Below are 25,102 nucleotides of genomic sequence, written 5' to 3'. Positions count from 1 at the left end.
ACAAATTTATGGCAAAATTTAGATTCTTAGCTTTACAAGAGATTGCCCGTCGTAAACCCGTGGAGTGCGGGGAACGTCCCAGGTGTTCTGTCGTGTTTGGAGAAAACGTGTTTTCAATGGATAAAATGCGTCACTATCTTTCCATCGAAGCCTATAAAAAACTGGAAAAGGCAATGTCTGAAGGATTGGCGATCGATCGAGGATTGGCTGATCAAGTGGCTGCCGCGATGAAGGCTTGGGCTGTTGAGCGGGGAGTTACTCACTACACGCACTGGTTTCATCCTTTGAATGGTGCCACGGCAGAGAAGCATGATTCTTTTATTGATTTGTTGCCGGATGGTGACGTGATCGAATCATTTGACGGGCGACTACTTGTCCAGCAAGAACCCGATGCATCCAGTTTCCCGAATGGGGGAATTCGTAACACGTTCGAGGCTCGCGGTTACACGGCCTGGGACCCGGCGTCCCCGGCTTTTATAAATAATCGCACGTTATGTATTCCCACGATATTCGTGGCCTACACGGGTGAGGCTCTTGATTTTAAAACACCGATGTTGAAGTCGTTGGCCATGATCGACCGGGCAGCGGTAGATATTTGCCAGTATTTCGATAAAGACGTGCAGCGAGTGATTGCCACGCTGGGATGGGAGCAGGAATATTTTCTGGTGGATGAGGCTTTGTATAATGCCCGCCCTGATCTGAAATTATGTGGTCGCACGCTCATGGGCCATTCTTCCGCAAAGGATCAACAGCTGGAGGATCAATATTTCGGTTCCATCCCGGCACGGGTTACGGCCTTCATGGAAGAACTGGAATACGAGTGTCATTGCCTGGGAATCCCGATCAAGACCCGCCATAACGAGGTGGCCCCGAATCAATTCGAATGTGCCCCTATTTTTGAAGAGGCGAATCTGGCTGTCGATCATAATCAGTTGTTGATGTCCACCATGAAAAAGGTGGCTCGTCGTCATAATTTCCGGGTGCTGTTGCACGAGAAACCCTACAAGGGGGTGAACGGTTCGGGTAAACACAATAACTGGTCGTTGTTGACGAACACGGGAGTGAACCTATTGTCTCCGGGCAAGAACCCGAAATCGAACATGCAGTTCTTGATCTTTCTGGTATCGACGATCAAGGCCGTGTATGAACATGGTGATTTGCTGAAAGCATCGATCGTGTCGCAAGGAAACGAGGCCCGGCTAGGAGGGGACGAGGCGCCACCGGTAATTATGTCCGTGTTCTTGGGGAATTACTTGTCGGGTGTGCTTGATGAGTTGGTGGAGAAGGTGAGCGACCGGAAGATGAGTCCGGACGAGAAGACCGAGTTGAAATTGAACGTGGGTAAAATTCCGGAAATTATGCTGGATAACACGGACCGTAACCGTACGTCACCTTTTGCGTTCACCGGGAATCGTTTTGAATTTCGCGCGGTGGGGTCGTCAGCCAATTGCGGGGGGCCGATGATCGCGTTGAATGCCGCTGTTGCCGAGCAGTTGATTGCTTTTAAAAGGGAAACGGATGCTTTAATCGAGAAAGGCGTTAAGAAAGACGAGGCAATTTTCCAGATATTGCGTAAATACATCATCGAGTCCAAACCCGTACGTTTTGAGGGGAATGGTTACAGCAAGGAATGGAGGGAAGAGGCCGCCCGTCGGGGATTGTCCACGGAGATGGATTGTATCCCGGCTTTAAAGGCTTATTGTTCGGAGAAGGCCAAGCGGTTGTTCGTGGACAACGGGATATTGAGTGAACGGGAGCTGGAAGCGCGTTTCGAGATCAAGAATGAAATTTATTTGAAGAAATTGCAGATAGAATCTCGTGTATTGGGAGATCTCGTCTTGAATCACATTATCCCGACCGCGATCACTTACCAGAATACTCTGTTGACGAACGTGACGGCGCTGAAGAATATCCTGCCGGACTACGAGTCTGTGGCTGACGTGCAAATTGAGGCCATCCGCACGATTTCCTATCATATCCGGGAGATCCAGACGATGGTGTCTGATATGACGGAAGCTCGCAAACAAGCTAACGCGATTGCCGATGAAGTGGCACGGGCCGAGGAATACACGGAAAAGGTTCGCCCCTATCTGGAGAAGATCCGTTATCACGTGGATAAGCTGGAATTACTCGTGGACGACGAGATCTGGCCGTTGCCGAAATACCGGGAACTGTTGTTCTCCCGGTAGATTTTATACTTGGGTGTACTCGCTTGGTGAAAATCGGGCGAGTTCGCTATCTCCAAAAAATAAATAAAGATGTAGTGGTGTCCCTTCCGGTTGATCCCCGGAGGGGATTTCTATGGTTACGTTTTCGTCGCCCCTGCGAGCGGGTATGTCACGAAGTAGACAGGGAGAACGTCGTAGCGTGTCGTAGAAATAGCCCACGAACACTTGGTCCGAGGCGCTTGCTTTCGGGCAATCGATGCCGTTTTCCCAGTTCAAAGTGACCGTCCACCCGTTGCGTTCCGTGCCGGTGATGACGGGGGCTTCTAGTGTTCCCAAAGAAAAACGGAAAGTTTTGAATGCCCATACTCCTTTGCCTGGGAGTAGGCACCCTCCGTTGGTTGAATGGAATAAAGAGTCGCTCTTGGAAACCCCTCTCTCCCGGGCCGCGATTCGCCATATTAGTAAGTCTCCGATAGCCCGTTTGTAAATTTTCCACATTTTGCGGGCTTCCGTGAATCGGTCCGTGGTTTGCTTCTCTCCCTCTGTTCTGGATTTTCTGGGTCCCCGGGTGGATTTGCATTTCCGGACTTTCCCTCCGTACAAGAAATAAGTATACCCGTCGACTTTAACCGGGCCGTTTGCAAGTATGGCTAAAAATAGAGGAGAGGTTATGTCCATGTCAATACTGATTTAAAAATGAATAATTGATGAATACCGGTGCAATAGTAGTAATAATATTTTGAATAAACAATACTTATACTTTATGAACCTTATTATATATAAGGTTCATATAAGGTTTCTATAAGGTATCTATAAGGTTCATGAAGGTATTGATCTGGTATTCTTCAAAAAATGAAGATAAATTTTTATTTCAACTTTTCTACTATTTAGCTTTATTTTAGAATTAATTGTCGTATATTGCGGGTCTTAATTAAATAAAAGGATTATGGCGGAATTTGTAAACTCTATTGGTCAGGTGCGGGGAAAATTCGGAAACGTGGTTGCCTATGTGCGGGCTAACGGTAAGAATTATTGTAAAGGTGCGAGTATTTCTCGTAAACCTAGCACGGAGTCGCAAAAGCAACAGGCTGCGGCGTTTGCTGTTGTGGTGAGTAGAAAGGGATGGATGGCTCGGGCGATTCGATTGGGATTTCCGGGAAATCAATACCCGAAAGGCTTTAATGGGTTCACGAGTGCGAATGTGACAACGGCAGTGACGGTTGAAAAGGTTAATCCCATGAAACCGATGGTCCGCTATAAGAAAGCTACCCAGGAATACCGGGGTATTATTGATTACTCGAAACTTCGTGTGGCGGCGGGTGCGCTTGTCAGCCCGGTAGTTGTTTGCAAGGTGGAGGCCGAGAACCGGAAGGTGCATTTTTCGCATCAAGGAATGGTTGTGGAGGCTATAGATTGTTTCTTGGATGACGAGATTTATGGCGTACTTCTTCACGAAGCGACATATTCCTGTAAAGTGATGCGATTAGGAACGCGTGGGGAGGATTGGACCGAGAGCGTGAGTTTTCCGGAAGAGGCAGAAACGGAGGGGCTGGTTGTTTATGTTTTTGCCCGAGCGGCGGATGGGAAGGACACTTCTGATTCGGTGTGTTTGTGGAATAAAGGGAAATGAAAAGATTATAATGTATTTTTGTAAATATAAATTAGAAATTAAGGATCATGGCGAAAATAACAGTAAAAAATACGAGTGTTTCGGTGATTAAAGTGGATGATTTTGACTATATTTCTATCACGGACATTGCTAAATATAAGACCTCCGAGCCAGATATCGTGATTGCTAACTGGATGCGTAACAGGATGACGATTGAATATTTAGGATTGTGGGAAATTCTATATAATCCTAATTTTAAACCCCTCGAATTCGAGGGGTTTAAAAAAGAGGCAGGTTTAAATGCTTTTACTCTTTCGCCTAAAAAATGGATAGAGACGACAAATGCCATGGGTATTATTTCTCGTTCCGGACGTTATGGCGGAACATTTGCGCATAAAGATATTGCGTTTAAGTTTGCCAGCTGGGTTTCTGTTGAGTTTGAATTATATATAATCAAGGAATTCCAGCGTCTGAAAGAACAGGAGCAAGCTCAACTCGGTTGGTCGGCCAAACGGGAGCTTTCAAAAATCAACTACCATATCCACACGGATGCGATTAAGCAAAATCTGATCCCGGAAGAGCTTTCTCCGGCACGGGTTTCTCAAGTGTATGCTAATGAGGCTGACGTACTGAACGTGGCCATGTTCGGGATGACGGCTTTCGAATGGCGGGAGGCGCATTCGGATTTGAAAGGTAATATTCGGGATTATGCCACGATCAATGAGTTGATCTGCCTTTCGAACATGGAAAATTTGAATGCCGTTTTTATTCAGGAAGGTATGGCTCAACAAGAGCGTTTGTTGAAATTGAACCGGATTGCCATCCAGCAAATGCGAGTGTTGGCGGACATGGACGGACGGAAGCTGATGAAATAAAATTGCTCAAAAAAATGTGTCTGAAAAATTGACAATTCACATAGAATAATTGTAAGTTTGTGCCCGCAATGAAAAAATTCATTATAGGCATATTAATTGGCTTTGTGGCTATTTTTTGTTTGAATGAAATTTCAGACAAAAAGGGACAGTTATCCTCAAGCGTGCTGACTGTTACAGAGCAATATGCCGATGATGCGGAGCATACTTGCGAGCTGTCTTCGCATTCCAGACAAACGCTTGCCAATGAATGGCGTTTTTCGTTTGAGGGGCTGGATGCCGTTAATTTAAGGAGAGATGATACATCGCTGTCTTCTTCCTCCGGTCCGAGAGGGACGAATCCTTCCCGAAGCTTGAAGTTTGCATCTACGATCTTAATGTTGTCTTTCTATGATGTTCCGTTGACCAATTGGGATACGAAAAATTTATATTATCATTATTGTTTCGTGAAATCATCGTGTAGGTATTTTGTCTACACATTGAGGAAAATAATTATTTAGCGTCTGGTTTATTTATGAGTGTACGTGCAGGTATCCGGTGGGGTAGCTGTGATGAGGTGTGTATTCATTTTATTTACGTTGTTCATATTTAAACTTATATCGCTATGTCTAATTTATTTTTATTCACATTTATAATGTTGATCATTACTTTCTTTATCGGTTTTTTTGTTGCCTTGATTATAAAAATAATTGCTTCTTGGGCTGATCTCCTTGATTTTTGTCAATTACATAGGGAGGAACTTGCAGAGATAAAAAGGATCAAGAAATTGCAGCGTCAGACGGTGGCTGTTACGGTTCAATCCGGAAGGGAGAACTTGGTTGCCGAGAAGAATCAACATATGGCTCATCGCTTGCAAGAGACTGTTCACGGCGTGAAATCGGATAAAAGAGCCGCTGTTTAATTTTGGCAGGTCGTATTCTTTCTATAATCTTATCAGATTTATATTGCGATGGAAAATATAGATGTTCTTAATTTATTCCAAGGTATTGGAACGATGGTCGCTAGTGGATGGTTTCTTGCCATTGCTCGGGTGGTGCTGGTCATGATTGGTTTTTTGTTGATTTATTTGGGATGGAAGGGTATCCTTGAACCCATGATTATGATTCCGATGGGGTTGGGTATGATCGCGATTAATTGCGGAACGTTGATCATGCCTGACGGTTCATTAGGGAATCTTTTTTTGGACCCGATGCTCACGGATACCGATGAGTTGATGAATGTGATGCAGATTGACTTCCTGCAACCGATATATACCTTGACATTTAGTAATGGGTTGATTGCCTGTTTCGTGTTTATGGGGATCGGGACGCTGTTGGATGTCGGGTATTTGCTCCAAAGGCCTTTTGTTAGTATTTTTTTGGCCTTATGTGCGGAACTTGGGACATTTCTGACCGTACCGATTGCGTCGGCCATGGGATTAACGTTGAAAGAGAGTGCCTCCGTTGCCATGGTAGGTGGAGCTGACGGGCCGATGGTCTTGTTCACTTCTTTGGTGCTTGCCAAACATCTGTTTGTACCGATTACGGTGGTAGCTTACCTGTATTTGGGATTAACGTATGGAGGGTATCCGTATCTGGTTAAGTTGTTGATCCCGAAACGTCTGCGTGCGATTAAAATGACCAATCGGAAGGAGCCAAAGCAATACGGGGCCAAGGTAAAACTGGCTTTTGCCGTCATTCTTTGTGCCGTGTTGTGTTTTATGTTCCCCGTGGCTTCCCCTCTTTTCTTCTCGTTGTTTATCGGGGTTGCCGTTCGTGAGTCCGGGATGAAGCATGTTTATGACTTTGTGAGTGGGCCGTTGCTGTACGGGTCAACGTTCATGTTGGGAATGTTACTAGGTGTTTTGTGCGATGCGCATTTGTTACTTGATCCAAATATTATCAAATTGTTGATTTTAAGTGTGCTGGCATTACTACTCTCCGGTATCGGTGGTATTATCGGTGGTTATGTGATGTACTTTATCAAGAAAGGAAATTATAATCCTGTTATTGGTATTGCAGCCGTCAGTTGCGTGCCGACCACGGCAAAGGTGGCTCAGAAAATAGTCAGTAAAGAAAATCCTGAATCCTTCATATTAGGAGATGCTCTGGGTGCTAATATTTCGGGAGTAATTACTTCCGCTATTATCACCGGAGTATATGTTTCTTTTATTCCGTATTTATAGTAAGTGTTTTTGAAAAGTAACGCCCGGAGGAATCTCCGGGCGTTATGCTTTTTGTTTGAATTTCTTTTAGAACATATAGTCCCACATCGGCAGCAAGATCGGTTTCTGATCTAATGCTTTCAATGCCTTTTCTCCCAAATATTTTTTGTGAATAACTACCCGGAAGATGTATTCGTCAAACCATTTGTCGGTGAAGGTGAGGTAACCGTTGTGTCCGGCTTGCGGACCCCAGCTGTTCTCGAATTCCCATTTCGTGGGTTTGCCGTTCGCATCAACATCCACTGCAACCAATGACATGGCGTGAGCAGAACCGCTTTGGCGGGTCAGGATACGGGTTTTCTTGTCCATGGAAAAGTCTACACCCATCAACGAGTTGTAGTCGTACATTTCCGGATCAAGAATTCCGGTTTCACGGTTGAAATATTTGCCCACGTCGCTGGAGGTATACATGGCCTCGTTGCCTTTGATAGAGGCGATGGCTGCTGCTTTGATGTCTTCGTTCGGCAGGTTCAGATATACCCAGTTGATCCCCTCGACGGTGTTCCGGTAGTTCTGAATATCATATACTTTATAATATTCCCGGGTTGGGTCGTTCATGATCATGATGTAATTTTTCGGGCTGTAATCGGTTGGTGTGATCTCCTTGTAGAATTGTTGGGGAGTGTAATTTGCCAGCTCCTTGATTTCCCCGTTTCTATCCTTGTATCTCCAAGTGAATGTGGTTGGCGGTTCGCCTAGGCAAAGAGCCAAGATGCGGTAAATGTCTTTCAGAATAGAGACTTTCTCAGCACGTAGTTCTTTGATCTTTTTACCTTGAGCGGCCATTTCCCGGATGGTGTAGCCACCCTTGCGGAGACGCTCGTTGATCAATGATCCCATGGCACTCGTGTTGTTCGAGTGAGCGGTTTCCGGCATGACTTCCTTGGGTACAACACCGTATTTTTCTCCCAGGTTGTAATAGAGGTTCCATACACCGCCGTCACCCACGGGAGCTTGGAACATGAAGGTCACGTCCCGGTCGTCCATCGGCTTGTTGGCCGTGGCAATCATGTTTTCCAGGAAAAGATTAGATTTCTCGAACATATCCCAGAAGTAAAGGTAGTTGTGAGAGAAATCGAATCCCGTGAGGTTATATTTCTCGATGATGCTCGGACGTAACACGTTCATGGAGGTAAACATCCAGCAGCGTCCGGAACTTTGCTGATCCGTGATACCCTGTACTTTTACCCGGTATTTGAAATAGTGGTCTATTTTTCCTTGAATCTCCCGATTAAGGGCGTTATCCCGGATATTCTTGTCATTGGTCAACACGTTCTGAATGGCTTTCGTGGAAGCGTCTTTCTGGAAACTCCCCTTGATGTCATTCAGTTCTTTTTCACCGATCGTCTGGGCGCACAGCGACGCCCCGGTCAGTAATAAAGTAACTAATGTAACTTGTATTTTCTTCATAGTTTATTTATTATTGAATTTTATTAAACCTGTAACCTGTCAACTTGTAACCTGTAACGTTGCGCTGCAACTAAATATGGATTACTTCGTCGTAAGCGGCAGCAGCAGCCTCCATCACGGCCTCGCTCATTGTCGGGTGCGGGTGAACCGTTTTGATGATGTCATGAGCGGTAGCTTTTACCTTGCGGGCAAGTACCATCTCGGCGATCATTTCGGTCACGTTCATACCCACCATGTGAGCGCCCAGCAGGGTATTGTCGGCAGCGTTGAAGATCAATTTGATGAATCCTTCGTTTGCTCCGGCCGCGCTCGCTTTGCCTGATGCGGTGAACGGGAATTTACCGATCTTGATTTCATAACCGGCTTCTAAGGCTTTTGCCTCGTTCAGACCAACGGATGCAACTTCTGGAGTCGTGTAGGTACATCCGGGGATGTTAGTATAGTCGATGGGGGCCGTGTGTACTCCCGCGATGTGTTCCACGCAGCAGATAGCCTCGGCAGATGCCACGTGAGCCAATGCCGGGCCGTGAACGATGTCACCGATAGCGTAAACGCCTTCCACGTTCGTGCGGTAGTAGTCGTCTACTTTTACACGACCTCTTTCCATTTCAATATTCAATTCTTCCAGACCGATATTTTCCACGTTCGGGGCGATACCCACGGCGGACAACACGATCTCAGCCTCGTGTACTTCGATTTCGCCTTTCTTATTTTTGATGTTCACTTTCAACAAACCTTCTCCGCTTTCCACGCTTTCCACGGAAGATTTCACCATCACGTCGATTCCGGCTTTCTTGAAAGAACGACCTACTTGTTTGGATACTTCTTCGTCTTCAAGCGGCAGGATAGTTGGCATGAATTCAACCAATAATACTTTGGTTCCCATTGCATTGTAGAAGTATGCCAATTCGGAACCGATTGCCCCGGAGCCTACCACGATCATGGATTCCGGCTTGTGGTCAAGAGTTAAGGCCTGACGGTAACCGATAATCCGTTTTCCATCCTGAGGGATATTCGGTAACTGACGGGAACGGGCGCCCGTGGCTAAAACGATATGTTGAGCCTCGAAAATGGTCTTTTCTCCGGCAGCATTTGTTACCTCTACGGTTTTGTCTGCGGTCAGTTTTCCATGACCTTCGATCACGGTGATGTTATTCTTCTTGAACAAGTATTGGATTCCTTTGCTCATCTTGTCGGCAACACCCCGGCTGCGGGCGATGATGGCATCGAAATCGGGTGCGGCATTCTCGATTTTTACCCCGTAATCAGCAGCGTGATGGGCGTATTCCAACACTTGTGCGGATTTAAGCAGGGATTTCGTGGGAATACATCCCCAGTTCAAGCAAATTCCACCCAGTTCGGCACGTTCTACGACGGCCACGGTCATTCCTAATTGAGACGCACGAATGGCAGCCACGTATCCTCCGGGACCACTACCAATTACGATTAAGTCGTATTTCATTTCTTATATTTTTAATAATGTGAATAATTTTAGTGTTGAATCATCGGGACACAAAATTAGGGGAATTGTTTAGAATAGAAAACAAATTCACTTCAAAAGTCGCTTGTAGTACAAATGTCTGTGTGTTATATATTTTATTTCAGAGGTTTATATGGTCATTTTGACAAGAGTTGATGTTAAAATTTTGGTTTTATAAGTTGAAATAGTATCTTTACACGCTTAAAATTTTATTAGTGTTGAAAATATTTGGTATATGGAGTATTCCGTAGCGTGGATTCATGTCTCTGGTTGTAAATCAAAGGAATATTTCATGTCACTTGGAACATAAAATTGGATATTAATATGAAAGGACTAAAAATTGTTGTTCTTGCTAAGCAGGTTCCCGATACGAGAAACGTGGGGAAAGATGCGATGAAAGCAGACGGAACTGTAAACAGGGCAGCTTTACCTGCCATCTTCAATCCTGAGGATTTAAATGCTTTAGAGCAAGCTTTAAGATTAAAAGATACAATTGAAGGGACAACCGTTCATGTACTGACGATGGGACCCGGCCGTGCTGCCGAGATCATCCGTGAGGCTATGTACCGGGGTGCGGATGGAGGTTATTTATTGTCTGATCGCGCTTTTGCCGGTTCGGATACGTTAGCAACTTCTTACGCTTTATCTTGCGCGTTACGCAATTTGGAATATGATCTGATTATTTGCGGTCGTCAGGCTATTGACGGGGATACCGCTCAAGTGGGGCCGCAGGTGGCTGAGAAATTGGCTTTACCGCAGGTTACCTATGCTGAAGAAATTCAAGGGTGTGATGGGAAAATCGTGACGATCAAACGCCGTTTGGAAAGAGGTATTGAAGTGGTGACTTGCCCGATGCCTTGTGTGGTGACCGTGAACGGTTCTGCCGCATCTTGTCGTCCGAGAAACGCTCGTTTCGTGATGAAATACAAGAATGCGAAAGGTACTCAGGAGGCTCAGGATGCTAACGAGGATTATTTTGCACTGGTGAACGAACGCCCGTATTTGAAATTGACCGAATGGAGCGTGAATGATATTCAGAGTAATCCGACAGATCTCGGTTTGAGCGGATCACCAACCAAGGTAAAGAATATCGAGAGTGTGGTGTTCCAGGCTAAAGAGGCTAAAGTACTTTCCGGTACGGATGCTGAATTGGATGCCATGATGAAAGAGTTGATAACTAACCATACAATCGGGTAATTTTAGATTTTAAATTGTAAATTTTAAATTGAAAACTTCTGAAACGTGGCAATTGGAATTTACAGAATCTAAAATCTAAAATCTAAAATTTTAAATGATATGAACAGTGTATTTGTATATTGCGAAATAGAAGAGGGTACGGTTGCTGACGTGAGTCTCGAATTATTGACCAAAGGACGTGCCCTTGCAACAAAACTTGGAGTAAAGCTGGAAGCTATTGTTCTGGGCGAAGGACTGAAAGATGTTGAAAAACAAGTATTTCCTTATGGAGTGGATGTACTTTGGGTAGGTGACGATGCTCGTCTGGCTCCTTACACGACGTTACCTCACACGAAGATGTTGGTACGTTTGTTTGACGCTGAGAAACCACAGGTGGCTTTGATGGGAGCAACCAGCGTGGGACGTGATTTAGGTCCTCGCGTGTCCTCTGCATTACATAGTGGTTTGACGGCTGACTGTACGAGCCTTGAAATCGGTGAGTATACCGATGCCAAGAGCGGAAAGAAATACGAGAATTTGTTATACCAGATTCGTCCGGCATTCGGAGGAAATATCGTGGCCACGATCGTGAACCCGGAATGTCGTCCGCAGATGGCTACGGTTCGCGAAGGTGTGATGAAGAAAGAAATCTTCAATCTTCAACATCAGGGAGAAGTGAAGAAATTGAACGTGGACGAGTATTTGGATGATACCGACTTGGTGGTAAAGGTGATCGAGCGTCACATGGAAAAATCCAAAGTGAATATCAAGGCTGCTCCGATCATTGTTTCCGGTGGATATGGTGTAGGTTCTAAAGAGAACTTTAACTTATTATACGAGTTGGCCGCTGTTTTAGGCGGGGAAGTAGGTGCTTCTCGTGCTGCTGTGGATGCCGGATTCTGCGAACACGAACGTCAGATCGGACAGACAGGAACAACGGTTCGTCCTAAATTATATATTGCTTGCGGTATCTCCGGACAGATCCAGCATACTGCCGGGATGGAAGAGTCTTCTATGGTAATTGCTATTAACACGGATGCAAATGCTCCGATTAATAAATTTGCCGATTACGTGATCACGGGTGACTTGAACGTGGTTATCCCCAAGATGATCCAGTATTATAAGAAGAACAGCAAGTAGACAATTGTAAATTTTAGATTGTAAATTTTAAATTGAAATGGAGCTGTCGGAAAATACAATCTAAAATCTAAAATTTAAAATTTAAAATGGAATAAGGTATGGCAAATTTCTATACAGATAACGAGGATTTAAAGTTCCACTTGGGACATCCCTTGATGCAGAAGATTGTTGCTTTGAAAGAGCGCAATTTCGAGGATGCAGGGAAATGCGAGATCGCACCGCGTGATTTCGAGGATGCAATGGATAATTATGACAGAGTGTTGGAGATCGTGGGAGATATTTGTGGTAACGTGTTGGCTGAAAATGCCGAGGGCGTGGATCACGAGGGACCGGAAGTAATTGACGGTCGGGTAAAATACGCTCCCGGGACTCAACAGAATCATGATATGCTGGCTCAGGCCGGATTGTACGGTATGTCATTACCGCGTGAGTATGACGGGTTGAACTTCCCGATGGTACCTTACGTGATGGCAGCAGAGTTGGTGTCCCGTGGTGATGGCGGTTTCGCTAATATCTGGGGATTACAGGATTGTGCTGAAACGATTCACGAGTTCGCTAACGAGGAACAAAAACGTCAGTATTTACCCCGTGCGGCAAAGGGCGATACTTACGCCATGGACTTGACCGAACCGGATGCAGGATCGGATTTGCAGTCTGTACAGTTAAAAGCGACCTATTGCGAGAAAGATGGCAAATGGTATCTGAATGGTGTGAAACGTTTCATCACGAATGGTGACGCTCATATTTCATTGGTACTTGCCCGTTCTGAAGAGGGTACGCACGACGGACGTGGTTTGTCCATGTTTATTTATGACAAGGCTAACGGCGGAATGACCGTTCGTCGTATCGAGAATAAATTGGGTATCAAAGGTTCCCCGACTTGCGAGTTGGTGTTTAAGGATGCTCCGGCTGAATTGGTTGGAGAGCGTAAACTTGGATTGATCAAGTACGTGATGTCTTTGATGAATGGTGCCCGTTTGGGTGTCGGGGCTCAATCTGTGGGTATTGCCGAGGCTGCTTACCGTGAAGGTTTGAAATACGCTCAGGAAAGACGCCAGTTCGGTAAAGCGATTATCGAATTCCCGGCTGTATACGAGATGTTGACCAACATGGAGGCTAAATTACAGGCTGCACGTTCTGTGCTTTACGAGACGAGCCGTTTTGTAGATATGTACAAGGCTTACACGCACATCGCTAACGAGCGGACCTTGAACAAAGAAGAGCGTGAGGAGATGAAGAAATACCAGAAGTTGGCTGACATCTTCACCCCGCTATTAAAATTGTTCTCCAGCGAGTATGCGAACGAGATTGCTTACGACGCTTTGCAGATACACGGAGGTTCCGGGTTCATGAAGGATTACCCGATTGAGCGTTTGGTTCGTGATGCACGTATCACGAATATCTATGAGGGAACTTCTCAGTTGCAGGTCGTAGCAGCCATTCGCGGTGTGACCACGGGACAATTCTTGAAACAAATCCGTGAGGAATACGAGCAAGCTTCTATCCGTCCGGAACAGGAATATGTTCGTGAGATATTGAAAGGTATGACCGGGGCATTCGAGGCTGCCGTGACGAAAGTAACGGCTGTTGGAGAAACTGAATACGTGGATTTCCATGCACGTCGTTTGGTTGAGATGGCAGGATATATCATTTTGGGGTATTTACTGTTGATTGATTCTCAACGTTGTGATCGTTTTGCTAAATCTGCCGAGATCTTTGTGAAATACGGTCAAGCAAAGGTTGCCGGATATGCTGCATTTATCAATGACTTCGAATTGAAGGACTTGGGAATGTATAAAAAATAATAATCTACGAAAAGTATGATCATGAAAAAGGGAGGTTTCAAAGCCTCCCTTTTTTATTTATTCTCCTCTTTTTATTTCAATTGGTTTATAACTTGCTCTTTCCTTGCGATCAGTCGTAGCTGCACAACTGATGCCCCGTTCCCTCATGGCTTTGTTTTTCCCGATGTGAGTATCCGGGAATTTCTTTTTCTTACCGAAAAAAGTAGAGATTCCCAGTCCTATAAAAGCCAGACCGATTAACACGGCTATGATGATAAAGTAGGTTCCTATCATAATTGTTTATTTTATATATACAAAAATACCAATATTACTTCGCTTTCCCAAAGAAACGAGCGGGATTCTCGATAGTGATATTTTAAAGATAACCAATGAATTGTAATTTTAATAATAAAAGGGATTTTGATTCGAAATTAGAAAGAAAAGGCCGTAAATTCGTTTTTATATGGTGTTTTACGATGTTTTTTCCGTGTAAAAACGAGAATCGTTAAAAAAAAAGATTAAAAAAGGCTATTTATTACTTTGTTTTTTCTACATTTGAGGTGCAAAGTCAAATAAAATTGAGAAACAATGGAAGGATACGAACAAAACGACGGAATGGATACGAATGATAGAGATGAAATCTATTCCAATGCAGTGAAAGCAGGGAAAAGAACTTATTTTTTTGATGTGAAGGCGACCCGTAATAATGATTACTATTTGACGATCACCGAGAGCAAGAAAAAATTTGATAATAACGGTAATCCAAGCTACGAGAAACATAAAGTGTTCTTGTATAAAGAAGACTTTGACAAGTTTGTCGAGGGCTTAGAAGAGGCTATTGGCGTGGTAAAAGCTGCAATCAATGGCGAACTTCCGGAAAAGAATACTGACCTGTAAATAGTACTGTAATAAAATATTGAAGCGGGATGCACGATAAGTGAATCCCGCTTTTTATATGAACTCCCTTTTATGTTTTTTCTCCACTGAATTTTTGAGTATCTTTGTGTGGACAGAAAGAAGAGAAACATGGAGAATAAGCCGTTGGCAGAGCGAATGAGACCGAAGTCTTTAGAAGACTATATCGGGCAGCAACATCTGGTGGGACCGGGCAAGGTGCTACGAAAGATGATTGATTCGGGAGTTGTGTCTTCCTTTATTTTATGGGGGCCTCCGGGAGTGGGGAAAACGACGTTGGCGATGATTATCGCGGAACAGTTGAAACGTCCGTTTTACGTGTTGAGTGCCGTGAGTTCCGGGGTAAAGGATGTGCGCGAAGTGATTCAGAAAGCCGAGGGACAACGTTTCTTTAATACACCGAATCCCATCCTGTTTATCGATGAAATTCATCGATTCTCGAAGGCCCAGCAAGATTCTTTGCTGGCAGCCGTGGAGAAAGGTACCGTGACGCTTATCGGGGCCACGACTGAAAATCCTTCCTTCGAGGTGATTTCCCCGCTTTTATCCCGTTGTCAGGTGTACGTGCTAAAGTCTCAAGAGAAAAAGGATCTCGAAGACCTGATAGACCGTGCCGTTGCTAAGGATTATTACTTGAGCAAGCGTAATATCACGGTGAAGGAGAAAGAGGCCATGATCTCTTATAGTGGCGGTGATGCCCGAAAATTGTTGAATATCTTGGAGCTGGTGGTAAACGGATTGGGAGAGGGGGATATTGTTATTGACAATGAGGCTGTGCATCGGGAGTTACATGAGAACCCGTTGATGTATGATAAGGACGGAGAACAGCATTATGATATAGTTTCTGCCATGATCAAATCCATCCGGGGAGGCGACCCGAATGCGGCGGTTTATTGGATGGCTCGTATGTTGCAAGGGGGAGAGGATCCGAAGTTTATAGCTCGTCGTTTGATTATTTCCGCGGCGGAGGATATAGGATTGGCTAACCCGAATGCAATTTTGATCGCGAATACTTGTTTTGAGGTCGTGCATAAAATCGGTATGCCGGAAGCTCGGATTCCTTTGTCGGAATGTGTGATTTACTTGGCGACTTCTCCGAAGAGTAATTCCGCTTACCTGGCTATTGATGCGGCCATTGCAACCGTGAAACAGACCGGAAATTCTCCGGTACCGTTACATTTACGTAATGCCCCGACGAAGTTGATGAAAGATTTGAATTACGGGCAGGATTACAAGTACCCGCATGATTATCCGGGAAATTTCGTGGAACAACCATATTTGCCGGAAGAATTGAAAGACAAGAAGTTCTATCAACCCCAACAGAATGCACAGGAAGTGAAGATTCTGGAGCGTTTGAAGGCTTGGTGGAGAAAATATAGATAATGGGAAGAATCTAAAATCTAAAGTTATTATGGTATATAATGAATTGATAAATCAGGAGATGTTTTTTTTGTTGGCCGGACCTTGCGTGATCGAGGGAGAGGAGATGGCTTTAAATATTGCGGAACACGTGAAGAAGGTGACGGATCGTTTGGGAATCCCGTACGTGTTCAAGGGATCATTCAAAAAAGCTAACCGCTCGCGTTTGGATTCTTTCACGGGGATCGGGGACGAGAAGGCGTTGAAGATATTAGCCAAGGTGAGAGCTGAATTTGGTATTCCGGTGGTGACGGATATTCACACGGAACGGGATGCGGAAATGGCTGCCGAGTACGTGGATGTATTACAGATACCGGCTTTCTTATGTCGCCAGACCGATTTGCTGGTAGCTGCTGCTAAAACGGGAAAGATTGTGAATATCAAGAAAGGGCAGTTCCTTTCTCCCGAGTCCATGAAATTTGCCGTGGACAAGGTAAGAGAATCCGGGGATGATCGGGTAATGGTAACAGAACGGGGAACGACGTTTGGGTATCAAGATCTGATCGTGGACTACCGCGGAATCAGTATCATGCAACAGGCTTGCCAGTGTCCGGTGGTTGTGGATGTGACGCATTCTTTGCAACAACCGAATCAGGCTTCCGGGGTAACCGGGGGACAGCCTGCATTAATAGAAACAATAGCCAAGGCTGGAATTGCCGTGGGTGCCGATGGTATTTTTATTGAAACACATGCTGATCCTAGTTGTGCGAAGTCGGATGGAGCAAATATGTTACGTCTGGACTTGATTGAAGGATTGTTAGAAAGACTGGTTCGCATCAGAGAAGCGATAAGATAGTTTATAAAGTTATAAGGTTCATAAAGTTATAAGGTAATTTCCACTTTATAAGCTTTATGAACCTTACAGATTATTATTATTCAGTGGGTTTAATGTCCTGTACTTGTCCTGTAATCCACGTTTTGTTTCTTTCCCGTATTACATTCGTAACTCCCGTTTCAACCATACGGCCATTACGGGATCGGGAATAATCACTTGACGTTTTTCTATTTCTATAAGTTCTTTCTTTACCAAGGCTCGTTTTACGATGCTAACATTGGCCGACGATCCGAGTTGGTACTTATGCAAAATCTCCTGTGTGGTAAACTCACTATGAACTCCATCTATGATTGCTCGTAAAAAATTCATTTGATAAGTTGTAAGACTCTCGGTTTGCTTTTCGAATAGCGGTGTATTTTGGTCGATAATATCTTGATATGCTGTCTCGAAATCTTGTTCCGTGGCAATTTTGTCCGTATGAATCCATACTAACCATGCCAACTGCTGCACGTATGAAGAATGATTATCTACTATTTGGCAGATTTTTTCGGCTAACTTTTCTGAAATTCGTTTGCCTGTAGCTTTGAAACGCCTACATATATAGTCTATCCAATCCCGAGTCTCGATTTTTGACAAATAGATAGCATCCCCGAATTTATAGAAAGGAAGGCTCTTTTTTTCGAAGAGTTCATTCATCAAATGTTTCTTGCTACCGAATAGACAATACGATACCGACTTTTGTAATTGCCAAATAGAGCGTAATCGCTTCTGGAAGGTTTTGGAATCTTTGAACTCGGCAATCTGCTGGAATTCGTCGATACAAACGACGATATTGTAACCTTTTTTTTGGGCTATTTTTTCAGGGAGCTGCAAGATTTCATCGATATTGTTACTTTTGGGATTTATTTCAAGCGATATGGAAAAATCCGTCATAGGATCGGTCCCCATCGAAATTTTAGGACTGATACGGGAAAGGAACAATTTAGCGTGCTCAAGCCATTCATCCAATTTTGAAGATGTCTGTTTGAGAATAGCGGAAGCGAATGCGTCATAAAAATCTCGATCGCTGCGACAAGAAAAAATGTCGAGATAGACGATTTTTAATTTATCTGATTGTGCCAAACTGCACGCTTTCTGTACTAAAGAGGTCTTCCCCCAGCGGCGAGGTGAGATTAGTACCGTATTTACACCATGCTGAAAATTTAATACCAAGCGTAACGTTTCTTTCTCTCGGTCCGTGAAATTGTCGCCTGATGTTGCAACTCCAAATATAAAAGGCTTATTCTCCATAATTCTTCGAGTGTGATTCAAATGTAAAGATAAGTAATATTTTTATTACTAACAATGTTATTACTAATAAAAGTATTACTTATATTGTGCCTTTTAACTCTTACTCTTCCACGTAAATCTCTAGGACTTGCGTTATGTCATCCGGGTATAGCGTGAGATTTTTAAAACAAGCGGGTACAAGAACGGTTTCTCCCTTGTTGACCAATACCGGTTCGCATTCCCCGGTTGTGATGGTGAATTTTCCTTGCAGGCACATGTAGATTACAAATGAATCAAGGTGAACGTACTCTTTCTCTATGTCCCGGTCAAATACGAGTAAATTCGTGGTAAAATAAGGGCATTTCACGAGTTTTGCGGATTGATTATCCTGTGGGGTATAGTTTACTCGGTGTTGTGGTTGATAGCTGTAATCGATCACGTCTGTGGCTAAATCCGTGTGTAGTTCACGTGTGTTCCCGTTGGCATCTTTCCGGTTGTAGTCGTAAATTCGGTATGTAATGTCGGAAGTCTGTTGAATTTCTGCGATCAGGCATCCTTTCCCAATAGCGTGTACCAATCCGGCAGGAATAAAGAAACTTTCCCCTTTCTTTACTTTTTGGACATTCAATAAATCCATGAGTTTGTTCTGGTGTAATGCCTGAAGATAGGTTGCCTTGTCAATTTCGTGATTGAATCCCAACACGAGAGAGGCATCCTTTTCTGCATCGACGATATACCACATTTCAGTTTTACCATAGGCATTATGACGTTCTTTTGCCGTCTCGTCATCCGGGTGTACTTGGATGGACAGATCGTCATTCGCATCAATATATTTAATTAATAGGGGAAATTCAATGCCGAATTTCTCGTAGATATGATCCCCGACGAGGTCTCCCATGTATACTTCGATTAACTCTTGTAAATCGTTGTCAGCAAGGATTCCGTTTGATACCACCGAGATATTGTCCTCCACGGCCGATATTTCCCAACTTTCACCAATGGATTCTTCGTGTTCTTCACTTTTATAAGCTAGTCTTTCACCTCCCCATATCTTTTTTTTGAGAATTGGATGGAATTTTAACGGGTATAACATGATTTATTATTTTGTTAGGCATAATTATTGTACTAAGAACAAAGATAGGAATTTTGTGAATGGGGGATTATAATTTATGGATTAATTTTGCGAATAGAATTACGGTTAATGATATAAAAACGGAGTGAAATGAAGAAATTAGGAATGTTAGGTCTCATCGTGGGGAGCTTGTGGTTGGGTAGTTGTAGTGACGATGATAAAGATTTTATGTTAGATGTCAATCGAATGACAGGTGTTGATTGGTATTACAATAGAACTACGAGTAAAAATTATTCGTCATTCTCGGATGAAAACGTGCTGGAAATAAATCGTTTTGATAAGAGCGGGGAAATAAAGGGCGTTGATTTGCGAGGTGTGATTGATTCAGTGGCAGGAACGTGGCGGGATGAAGGGGAGAATATACTTGCCGTGGATTGGAAGAATGGAAATGCCGAGACGTGGACCGTGGAAAATTGTACGTCCAAGAAGTTGGTGGTGAATAATGGATGGGGAGAACGTGAGTATATCACGAAGCCATCTTACCTTGAAAACTTGACAGGCGACGCTTTCTGGGTAAATAAGTTTGTAGATGGAGTAAGTAACCCCCAACTTGGTTTCCGGATTTCAAATGATCGGAGTATGCGTGCGGGGTACGTGCTTGCTTTGTTATCGGATGATGAGTCGGTAAAACTGAAAAATTATAATAATGTTTGGAAAGGAGAGGCGGATATTAGCCGGGTAGAAGATCGGAGAATACGTTTTTCCTGTCGCATTGGTTCTGATTACGTGAAATTTGATGAATTTATTACGGCAGATAATTTTCCATCCATGCGATTAACGGATATTGATTTTACTTCATCAATAAAAGCAGGATATCCTAATCAATTGGAAATTGAATGGAATAAATTTGAAGGTGAAAACGTGTATTATAAAATGGAGGTGTATTCAAAGGATAATGAAGCCGACGTGTATTTTGAGAGTGGATTATTCTCTTATGATAATGGTAAATATACCCTTAACGAGAGTACTATCGGGAAAATTAATAAATTGAATAAAATTGATTCAAAGAAAGAATACACCCTTCGTTTGACTGCGGTTATGTTGGAGTCCGGTGTAGCCTCTAATAGTGTGATCGCTGAGAGTCGTATCCAAGCTGTTGTGTATGTCACGGATAAATGCTTGCTTGGCAGATAACAGGTTGGGATTATTTTATAAGGAAATTTTTAATTGCTTGAGCCAGTTTTTTCGGCTGTTCGCTATGAATCCAATGACCACATTGTGGGAGTTCGACGAGGCGGGCAGCCGGAAATTCTTTTTGCAGGCATTCTATCCCTGTGATTAGGTTGGATTGTTCACCTTTAATGAATAGGATTTCTTTGTCGTACGTGCTGTTGGGCAGTGAGGACGGGCAACCGCTGATCTCGTCAAAATGCTTGCTGATCACCCGGTGGTTGATTTTCCATTCGAAACCGGAGGTAGTCTTTTTGATGTTCTTTAAAAATAATTGTTGAGAGCGTTCCGTTCTGAAATGTTGCTGAATGGCTTCCTTAACTTCTTCTCGACTATGTAACCGGGAAAGGTCAAAATTCGCCATAAAATCAATAATCCGGTTATGACTTCCCCCGTCCCGTTGGGAATAGGATACTGGAGCAATATCCACGACCACGGCTCGATTCACAAGTTCTGGTCTTTTCAGTAATAAAGCCATCACGATTTTTCCTCCCATCGAGTGGCCCACGATATGGGGACGGACGGGGAGTTTAAGGTCCTTAATGAGTTCAATGACGTCATTACTCATCTCCTCGTAATTCATGGCCTCGTCATGGGGAGATTGACCGTGATTACGGACATCAGGTAAGATGACTTGGAATTTATCTTCTAGTAAATGGGCAATGGGAAGCCAATTTTCAGATGCACCCCATAGACCGTGAAGTATAATTAGAGGAGTCCCCTCTCCAATGGTACGAAAGAATAATTTCATATTAATTCGGTGTGATTTGCGATACAAATTTACAAATAGAGAATGAATAATAAGATGTACAGTGCAAAAAAAAGACCGCAATAAAGCGGTCTTTTTCATATTACACGAAGTAAAATTAGTCTTTCAATTTAGCTTTCAAGAACTCTCTGTTCAAGCGAGCGATGTGCTCGATAGAGATGCTCTTCGGACATTCTGATTCGCAGGCACCCGTGTTGGTACAGTTACCGAATCCGAGTTCGTCCATTTTAGCCACCATAGCTTTAGCACGGCGAGCAGCTTCGATCTTTCCTTGCGGAAGAAGAGCCAACTGGGAAACTTTAGCAGCCACGAAAAGCATAGCTGAAGAGTTCTTACAAGTAGCGGCACAAGCTCCACAACCGATACAAGCGGCAGCGTCCATAGCCTCGTCGGCAGCCGGTTTCCCGATTGGAATTGCATTTCCGTCAGGAACACCACCGGTATTTACTGAAACGTAACCACCGGCTTGCAGAATCTTCTCGTAAGCACCACGGTCCACGATCAAGTCTTTAATTACCGGGAAAGCCCCGCAACGCCACGGTTCGATGGTGATCGTTGCACCTTCTTCGAAACGACGCATGTGTAATTGACAAGTGGTTACGTCATCATCCGGTCCGTGTGCACGTCCATCGATGAATAAACTACAGGTTCCACAGATACCTTCGCGACAGTCGTGATCGAAAGCCACCGGTTCTTTGTTCTCGCTAACCAGTTGTTCATTCAGAATGTCAAGCATTTCAAGGAATGAGCTACCGGTTGAAATATCATGAATCTTGTAAGTTTCAAACCCACCTTTTGATTTTGCATCTTTTTGACGCCAGATCTTTAGGGTTAGTTCTTTTAATATTTTATCTGCCATAACGATTTTTCATTTAAGATTATTTATAAGAACGTTGAGCTACCTGAATATTTTCAAATACAAGGGCCTCCTTGTGTAATTCAGGTTCTTTGTTGTCTCCCTTGTATTCCCAAACGGAAACATACTGGTAGTGTTCGTCATCACGTTTTGCTTCACCTTCTTCGGTAACTGATTCCAAACGGAAGTGACCTCCGCAGGATTCGTTACGATCCAAGGCATCCAATGCCATCAGGTGTGCGATGTCGATGAAGTCTGCCACACGACCGGCTTTTTCAAGCTCGTTGTTCATAGCGGTAAACTCTCCGGTTACGCGCAAATCCTTGTAAAATTCTTCTTTCAACTCGGCAATTAATTTGATTGCTTTTTTCAAGCCCTCAGCCTCGCGAGCCATTCCGATGTAATCCCACATGATGTGTCCCAACATTTTGTGGAAGTGATCCGGTGATTTTGTACCCTTGATGTCATACAATCTACGCAAGTGATCGGTAACGTTCTTTTCAGCGGCGTCGAACTCCGGCGTGTTAGTTTTGATTTTCGGGGTTTGAATATCGTGTGCGAGATAATCTCCAATCGTGTACGGCAGAACGAAATATCCGTCAGCCAAACCTTGCATCAAAGCAGATGCCCCCAAACGGTTAGCACCGTGGTCAGAGAAGTTACATTCTCCGATAGCGTACAATCCCGGAATGGTCGTCATCAAGTTGTAGTCAACCCAAAGACCTCCCATAGAGTAGTGGATTGCTGGGTAAATCATCATCGGGTTGTTGTACGGGTCTACAGCAGTGATCTTTTCGTACATCTGGAACAAGTTTCCGTAACGTTCTTCAATCACGTGTCTTCCCAAACGGTCGATAGCGTATTTGAAATCCAAGAATACGGCTTTACCGGTGTTGTTTACTCCGAATCCGGCGTCGCATCTTTCTTTAGCAGCACGGGATGCCACGTCACGCGGAACCAAGTTTCCGAATGCCGGGTAACGACGCTCCAAGTAGAAGTCACGGTCTTCGTCCGGAATATCGTTCGGGTGTAACGTACCAGCCTGTAATTTCTTGGCATCTTCCAATTTTTTCGGAACCCAAACACGTCCGTCATTACGTAATGACTCGGACATCAAAGTTAATTTACTTTGTTGGTCTCCGTGTACCGGAATACAAGTCGGGTGGATCTGCACGAAGCAAGGATTTCCGAACATAGCACCGCGTTTGTAAGCTTGCCAAGCAGCACTACCGTTACATCCCATGGCGTTGGTTGACAAGAAGAACACGTTACCGTATCCTCCGGTAGCCAGTACCACGGCATGAGCTCCGAAACGTTCGATCTTTCCGGTAACTAAGTCACGGGCAATAACACCTCTTGCTTTTCCGTCCACGATAACGATATCCAATACTTCGTGACGGGTATATGATTTGATTTTACCTTTTTCAATCTGACGGTTCATAGCCCCGTAACATCCTAACAACAATTGTTGTCCGGTCTGACCGCGGGCGTAGAACGTACGGCTTACCAATGCTCCACCGAAAGAACGGTTGTCCAAAAGACCGCCGTAATCACGAGCAAACGGTACACCTTGAGCGACACATTGGTCGATGATGGCGTTACTTACTTCAGCCAAACGATACACGTTAGCCTCACGAGCACGGTAGTCACCACCTTTGATAGTTTCATAAAATAGCCTGTATACAGAGTCGTTATCATTCGTGTAGTTCTTAGCGGCGTTGATACCTCCCTGAGCAGCAATAGAGTGAGCACGACGAGGAGAGTCTTGGTAACAGAACGTGGTTACGTTGTATCCCAATTCAGCAAGACTGGCAGCAGCCGATCCTCCGGCAAGTCCGGTACCTACGATGATAACATCAAGTTTTCTTTTATTAGCAGGGCTCACAACATTGATATGGGCTTTGTGATTCGACCATTTCTGGGCTAGCGGGCCTGCAGGTATTTTAGCGTTTAATTCTGTCATAACCTTAGTAATTTTAAATTTTAAGTTTTAAATTTTAAATTTAGATCGTTGATTCATGCAATTTAAAATCTACAATCTACAATTTAAAATGGTTAGTTTGCCAGTCCAAGCATGAAATAAAGCGGAATGATGCTAAAGCCTGCAGCAATGATGAAAGCGAAGATTTTAGCCAAACATTCCAGTCTTTTTCTCCAAATTTGGTTACAGAAACCGATAGATTGGAAAGCTGACCAGAAACCGTGGGTCAAGTGTAATCCTAAGAAAATACCTCCCAAGATGTAAAGGAAACAGTAGATGATACTTGATTTAAATAGTCCGGAAACCAAAGCATAGGTGTTTTCCATGGTAGTACCGTCCACGTTGATCTCGGTTAAGAGAGGATCTCCGGCAAACTTGATTTTCCACCAGAAGTTCCAAAGGTGAACAAACAAGAAGATCAAAACCAGACCTCCCAAGATGTACATGTTTCTGGATGACCATGTACAATTCCCTGATTGTCTGCGAAGATCGTACTTGATAGGACGTGCGCCTCTGTTTTGAAGAGTCAGGATAGAAGCCAAGATGATATGGATAATGAATCCTATGGCAAGAATCGGTTCTACGATTTTAATGATAGGATTCGTAGCCATGAAATGGGCCCCGATGTTAAATAACTCTCCACTATTATCTACAATCAAAAGTAGATTCAGTGCTAAGTGGACGCACAAAAACGCAATAAGAAAAAGGCCTGATAAACTCAGAATGATCTTTTTCCCGATCGACGATGTTAAGAAATTACTCATAATTAGGTCTATTTATTGATAACTATTTAAATTCTTTATCCGGCACAAAAGTATCTATTTTTCCGTCATTTTAAACGGGTTTATCTATTTTAAAATCATTCTAAATATACAGAATTTTTTCCGTAATGAAATGAGTTATTAAGGTTTATAAAGTTTATAAGGTTCATAAAGTATTTACAGCGTTTTATCCCTTGTACACGATGATTTACA

Annotated in this window: 23 protein-coding genes; 13 read left to right on the top strand and 10 right to left on the bottom strand. The window is 43.8% G+C overall.

From position 1 onward, the window contains the following. Positions 1 to 8: 8 nt before the first annotated feature. On the top strand, positions 9 to 2,189 hold the full coding sequence (locus tag F1644_RS07680) for a glutamine synthetase III family protein (RefSeq protein ID WP_168044606.1): 2,181 nt from the start codon (positions 9 to 11) through the stop codon (positions 2,187 to 2,189). A 3-nt stretch (positions 2,190 to 2,192) separates the two neighbouring features. On the opposite strand, the gene F1644_RS07675 is transcribed toward F1644_RS07680, so the two are convergent. Further along, positions 2,193 to 2,846, bottom strand: a complete 654-nt coding sequence (locus F1644_RS07675; RefSeq protein ID WP_229782495.1) for a hypothetical protein — start codon at positions 2,844 to 2,846, stop codon at positions 2,193 to 2,195. A gap of 268 nt (positions 2,847 to 3,114) precedes the next feature. Here F1644_RS07675 and F1644_RS07670 point away from each other — a divergent pair, with 268 nt between their 5' ends. The 5 genes from F1644_RS07670 (at position 3,115) to F1644_RS07650 (ending at position 6,813) form a co-directional block, all read left to right on the top strand. Next, positions 3,115 to 3,798 carry a hypothetical protein gene (locus tag F1644_RS07670; protein ID WP_168044605.1) on the top strand — a complete coding sequence of 228 codons (684 nt, stop codon included), beginning with the start codon at positions 3,115 to 3,117 and terminating at the stop codon, positions 3,796 to 3,798. A 47-nt stretch (positions 3,799 to 3,845) separates the two neighbouring features. Next, a complete protein-coding gene (locus tag F1644_RS07665) occupies positions 3,846 to 4,652 on the top strand; it encodes a KilA-N domain-containing protein (RefSeq protein ID WP_087421945.1) in 807 nt (268 codons plus the stop codon). Between the two features lie 68 nt (positions 4,653 to 4,720). Continuing rightward, positions 4,721 to 5,149 carry a hypothetical protein gene (locus F1644_RS07660; protein ID WP_168044604.1) on the top strand — a complete coding sequence of 143 codons (429 nt, stop codon included), beginning with the start codon at positions 4,721 to 4,723 and terminating at the stop codon, positions 5,147 to 5,149. Positions 5,150 to 5,253: 104 nt separating this feature from the next. Next, a complete protein-coding gene (locus F1644_RS07655) occupies positions 5,254 to 5,550 on the top strand; it encodes a hypothetical protein (protein ID WP_087421943.1) in 297 nt (98 codons plus the stop codon). A gap of 48 nt (positions 5,551 to 5,598) precedes the next feature. After that, positions 5,599 to 6,813 (top strand): sodium ion-translocating decarboxylase subunit beta, encoded by a 1,215-nt coding sequence (locus F1644_RS07650; protein ID WP_168044603.1) that lies wholly within the window; start codon positions 5,599 to 5,601, stop codon positions 6,811 to 6,813. A gap of 66 nt (positions 6,814 to 6,879) precedes the next feature. Here the strand turns inward: F1644_RS07650 and F1644_RS07645 are convergent, their stop codons facing one another. Continuing rightward, positions 6,880 to 8,262 carry a C1 family peptidase gene (locus F1644_RS07645; RefSeq protein ID WP_118305697.1) on the bottom strand — a complete coding sequence of 461 codons (1,383 nt, stop codon included), beginning with the start codon at positions 8,260 to 8,262 and terminating at the stop codon, positions 6,880 to 6,882. A gap of 70 nt (positions 8,263 to 8,332) precedes the next feature. Next, the gene (gene lpdA, locus F1644_RS07640; protein WP_168044602.1) at positions 8,333 to 9,724 is read right to left on the bottom strand and encodes a dihydrolipoyl dehydrogenase; all 1,392 of its coding nucleotides are present in this window, start codon (positions 9,722 to 9,724) and stop codon (positions 8,333 to 8,335) included. Positions 9,725 to 10,066: 342 nt separating this feature from the next. Here lpdA and F1644_RS07635 point away from each other — a divergent pair, with 342 nt between their 5' ends. From F1644_RS07635 to F1644_RS07625, 3 genes are all read left to right on the top strand, one after another. Next, the gene (locus tag F1644_RS07635; protein ID WP_118305699.1) at positions 10,067 to 10,939 is read left to right on the top strand and encodes an electron transfer flavoprotein subunit beta/FixA family protein; all 873 of its coding nucleotides are present in this window, start codon (positions 10,067 to 10,069) and stop codon (positions 10,937 to 10,939) included. A gap of 99 nt (positions 10,940 to 11,038) precedes the next feature. Next, the gene (locus tag F1644_RS07630) at positions 11,039 to 12,058 is read left to right on the top strand and encodes an electron transfer flavoprotein subunit alpha/FixB family protein (RefSeq protein WP_118305700.1); all 1,020 of its coding nucleotides are present in this window, start codon (positions 11,039 to 11,041) and stop codon (positions 12,056 to 12,058) included. A gap of 98 nt (positions 12,059 to 12,156) precedes the next feature. Continuing rightward, complete coding sequence (locus tag F1644_RS07625) at positions 12,157 to 13,863, top strand: acyl-CoA dehydrogenase family protein (RefSeq protein WP_118305701.1); 1,707 nt, start codon at positions 12,157 to 12,159, stop codon at positions 13,861 to 13,863. Positions 13,864 to 13,920: 57 nt separating this feature from the next. Here the strand turns inward: F1644_RS07625 and F1644_RS07620 are convergent, their stop codons facing one another. Continuing rightward, entirely contained in the window at positions 13,921 to 14,136 is a 216-nt protein-coding gene (locus tag F1644_RS07620) for a hypothetical protein (RefSeq protein WP_087421936.1), read from the bottom strand. Positions 14,137 to 14,430: 294 nt separating this feature from the next. Between F1644_RS07620 and F1644_RS07615 the strand changes: the two genes are divergently transcribed. From F1644_RS07615 to kdsA, 3 genes are all read left to right on the top strand, one after another. Then, positions 14,431 to 14,739: a DUF3276 family protein gene (locus F1644_RS07615; RefSeq protein WP_027201254.1), complete on the top strand. Its 309-nt coding sequence runs from the start codon at positions 14,431 to 14,433 to the stop codon at positions 14,737 to 14,739. A gap of 129 nt (positions 14,740 to 14,868) precedes the next feature. Continuing rightward, positions 14,869 to 16,140, top strand: a complete 1,272-nt coding sequence (locus F1644_RS07610) for a replication-associated recombination protein A (protein ID WP_118305819.1) — start codon at positions 14,869 to 14,871, stop codon at positions 16,138 to 16,140. 28 nt (positions 16,141 to 16,168) lie between these two features. Further along, positions 16,169 to 16,972: a 3-deoxy-8-phosphooctulonate synthase gene (gene kdsA, locus F1644_RS07605; RefSeq protein ID WP_168044601.1), complete on the top strand. Its 804-nt coding sequence runs from the start codon at positions 16,169 to 16,171 to the stop codon at positions 16,970 to 16,972. 138 nt (positions 16,973 to 17,110) lie between these two features. Here kdsA and F1644_RS07600 read toward each other — a convergent pair whose 3' ends face one another. Together F1644_RS07600 and F1644_RS07595 are read right to left on the bottom strand one after the other, a co-directional pair. Continuing rightward, positions 17,111 to 18,241 carry an AAA family ATPase gene (locus F1644_RS07600; RefSeq protein ID WP_168044600.1) on the bottom strand — a complete coding sequence of 377 codons (1,131 nt, stop codon included), beginning with the start codon at positions 18,239 to 18,241 and terminating at the stop codon, positions 17,111 to 17,113. A 100-nt stretch (positions 18,242 to 18,341) separates the two neighbouring features. After that, positions 18,342 to 19,313 carry a type I phosphomannose isomerase catalytic subunit gene (locus F1644_RS07595; RefSeq protein WP_168044599.1) on the bottom strand — a complete coding sequence of 324 codons (972 nt, stop codon included), beginning with the start codon at positions 19,311 to 19,313 and terminating at the stop codon, positions 18,342 to 18,344. Between the two features lie 129 nt (positions 19,314 to 19,442). On the opposite strand from F1644_RS07595, the gene F1644_RS07590 reads away from it, so the two are divergent. Continuing rightward, complete coding sequence (locus F1644_RS07590) at positions 19,443 to 20,486, top strand: hypothetical protein (RefSeq protein WP_168044598.1); 1,044 nt, start codon at positions 19,443 to 19,445, stop codon at positions 20,484 to 20,486. Positions 20,487 to 20,496: 10 nt separating this feature from the next. Here F1644_RS07590 and F1644_RS07585 read toward each other — a convergent pair whose 3' ends face one another. The 4 genes from F1644_RS07585 to F1644_RS07570 form a co-directional block, all read right to left on the bottom strand. Beyond that, positions 20,497 to 21,273 carry an alpha/beta fold hydrolase gene (locus tag F1644_RS07585; RefSeq protein ID WP_158572070.1) on the bottom strand — a complete coding sequence of 259 codons (777 nt, stop codon included), beginning with the start codon at positions 21,271 to 21,273 and terminating at the stop codon, positions 20,497 to 20,499. 115 nt (positions 21,274 to 21,388) lie between these two features. Then, entirely contained in the window at positions 21,389 to 22,150 is a 762-nt protein-coding gene (locus F1644_RS07580) for a succinate dehydrogenase/fumarate reductase iron-sulfur subunit (protein ID WP_118305811.1), read from the bottom strand. A 19-nt stretch (positions 22,151 to 22,169) separates the two neighbouring features. Continuing rightward, positions 22,170 to 24,110 (bottom strand): fumarate reductase/succinate dehydrogenase flavoprotein subunit, encoded by a 1,941-nt coding sequence (locus tag F1644_RS07575; RefSeq protein ID WP_118305810.1) that lies wholly within the window; start codon positions 24,108 to 24,110, stop codon positions 22,170 to 22,172. Between the two features lie 92 nt (positions 24,111 to 24,202). Then, the gene (locus F1644_RS07570) at positions 24,203 to 24,892 is read right to left on the bottom strand and encodes a succinate dehydrogenase cytochrome b subunit (RefSeq protein WP_087421927.1); all 690 of its coding nucleotides are present in this window, start codon (positions 24,890 to 24,892) and stop codon (positions 24,203 to 24,205) included. Between the last annotated feature and the right edge of the window lie 210 nt (positions 24,893 to 25,102).

This window comes from Butyricimonas paravirosa, assembly GCF_032878955.1.
GTDB lineage: Bacteria > Bacteroidota > Bacteroidia > Bacteroidales > Marinifilaceae > Butyricimonas > Butyricimonas paravirosa.
The sequence above is the reverse complement of the archived record's forward strand: the minus strand, read 5'-3'. Positions and strand labels throughout refer to the sequence as shown.

Coding starts and splice junctions, on each gene's coding strand:
- F1644_RS07630 (WP_118305700.1), top strand. CDS start 11,039: ATGAACAGTGTATTTGTATATTGCGAAATAGAAGAGGGTACGGTTGCT.
- F1644_RS07635 (WP_118305699.1), top strand. CDS start 10,067: ATGAAAGGACTAAAAATTGTTGTTCTTGCTAAGCAGGTTCCCGATACG.
- lpdA (WP_168044602.1), bottom strand. CDS start 9,724: ATGAAATACGACTTAATCGTAATTGGTAGTGGTCCCGGAGGATACGTG.
- F1644_RS07585 (WP_158572070.1), bottom strand. CDS start 21,273: ATGAAATTATTCTTTCGTACCATTGGAGAGGGGACTCCTCTAATTATA.
- F1644_RS07615 (WP_027201254.1), top strand. CDS start 14,431: ATGGAAGGATACGAACAAAACGACGGAATGGATACGAATGATAGAGAT.
- F1644_RS07620 (WP_087421936.1), bottom strand. CDS start 14,136: ATGATAGGAACCTACTTTATCATCATAGCCGTGTTAATCGGTCTGGCT.
- F1644_RS07660 (WP_168044604.1), top strand. CDS start 4,721: ATGAAAAAATTCATTATAGGCATATTAATTGGCTTTGTGGCTATTTTT.
- F1644_RS07580 (WP_118305811.1), bottom strand. CDS start 22,150: ATGGCAGATAAAATATTAAAAGAACTAACCCTAAAGATCTGGCGTCAA.
- F1644_RS07595 (WP_168044599.1), bottom strand. CDS start 19,313: ATGTTATACCCGTTAAAATTCCATCCAATTCTCAAAAAAAAGATATGG.
- F1644_RS07570 (WP_087421927.1), bottom strand. CDS start 24,892: ATGAGTAATTTCTTAACATCGTCGATCGGGAAAAAGATCATTCTGAGT.
- F1644_RS07590 (WP_168044598.1), top strand. CDS start 19,443: ATGAAGAAATTAGGAATGTTAGGTCTCATCGTGGGGAGCTTGTGGTTG.
- F1644_RS07655 (WP_087421943.1), top strand. CDS start 5,254: ATGTCTAATTTATTTTTATTCACATTTATAATGTTGATCATTACTTTC.
- F1644_RS07645 (WP_118305697.1), bottom strand. CDS start 8,262: ATGAAGAAAATACAAGTTACATTAGTTACTTTATTACTGACCGGGGCG.
- F1644_RS07680 (WP_168044606.1), top strand. CDS start 9: ATGGCAAAATTTAGATTCTTAGCTTTACAAGAGATTGCCCGTCGTAAA.
- F1644_RS07610 (WP_118305819.1), top strand. CDS start 14,869: ATGGAGAATAAGCCGTTGGCAGAGCGAATGAGACCGAAGTCTTTAGAA.
- F1644_RS07670 (WP_168044605.1), top strand. CDS start 3,115: ATGGCGGAATTTGTAAACTCTATTGGTCAGGTGCGGGGAAAATTCGGA.
- kdsA (WP_168044601.1), top strand. CDS start 16,169: ATGGTATATAATGAATTGATAAATCAGGAGATGTTTTTTTTGTTGGCC.
- F1644_RS07575 (WP_118305810.1), bottom strand. CDS start 24,110: ATGACAGAATTAAACGCTAAAATACCTGCAGGCCCGCTAGCCCAGAAA.
- F1644_RS07675 (WP_229782495.1), bottom strand. CDS start 2,846: ATGGACATAACCTCTCCTCTATTTTTAGCCATACTTGCAAACGGCCCG.
- F1644_RS07665 (WP_087421945.1), top strand. CDS start 3,846: ATGGCGAAAATAACAGTAAAAAATACGAGTGTTTCGGTGATTAAAGTG.
- F1644_RS07600 (WP_168044600.1), bottom strand. CDS start 18,241: ATGGAGAATAAGCCTTTTATATTTGGAGTTGCAACATCAGGCGACAAT.
- F1644_RS07625 (WP_118305701.1), top strand. CDS start 12,157: ATGGCAAATTTCTATACAGATAACGAGGATTTAAAGTTCCACTTGGGA.
- F1644_RS07650 (WP_168044603.1), top strand. CDS start 5,599: ATGGAAAATATAGATGTTCTTAATTTATTCCAAGGTATTGGAACGATG.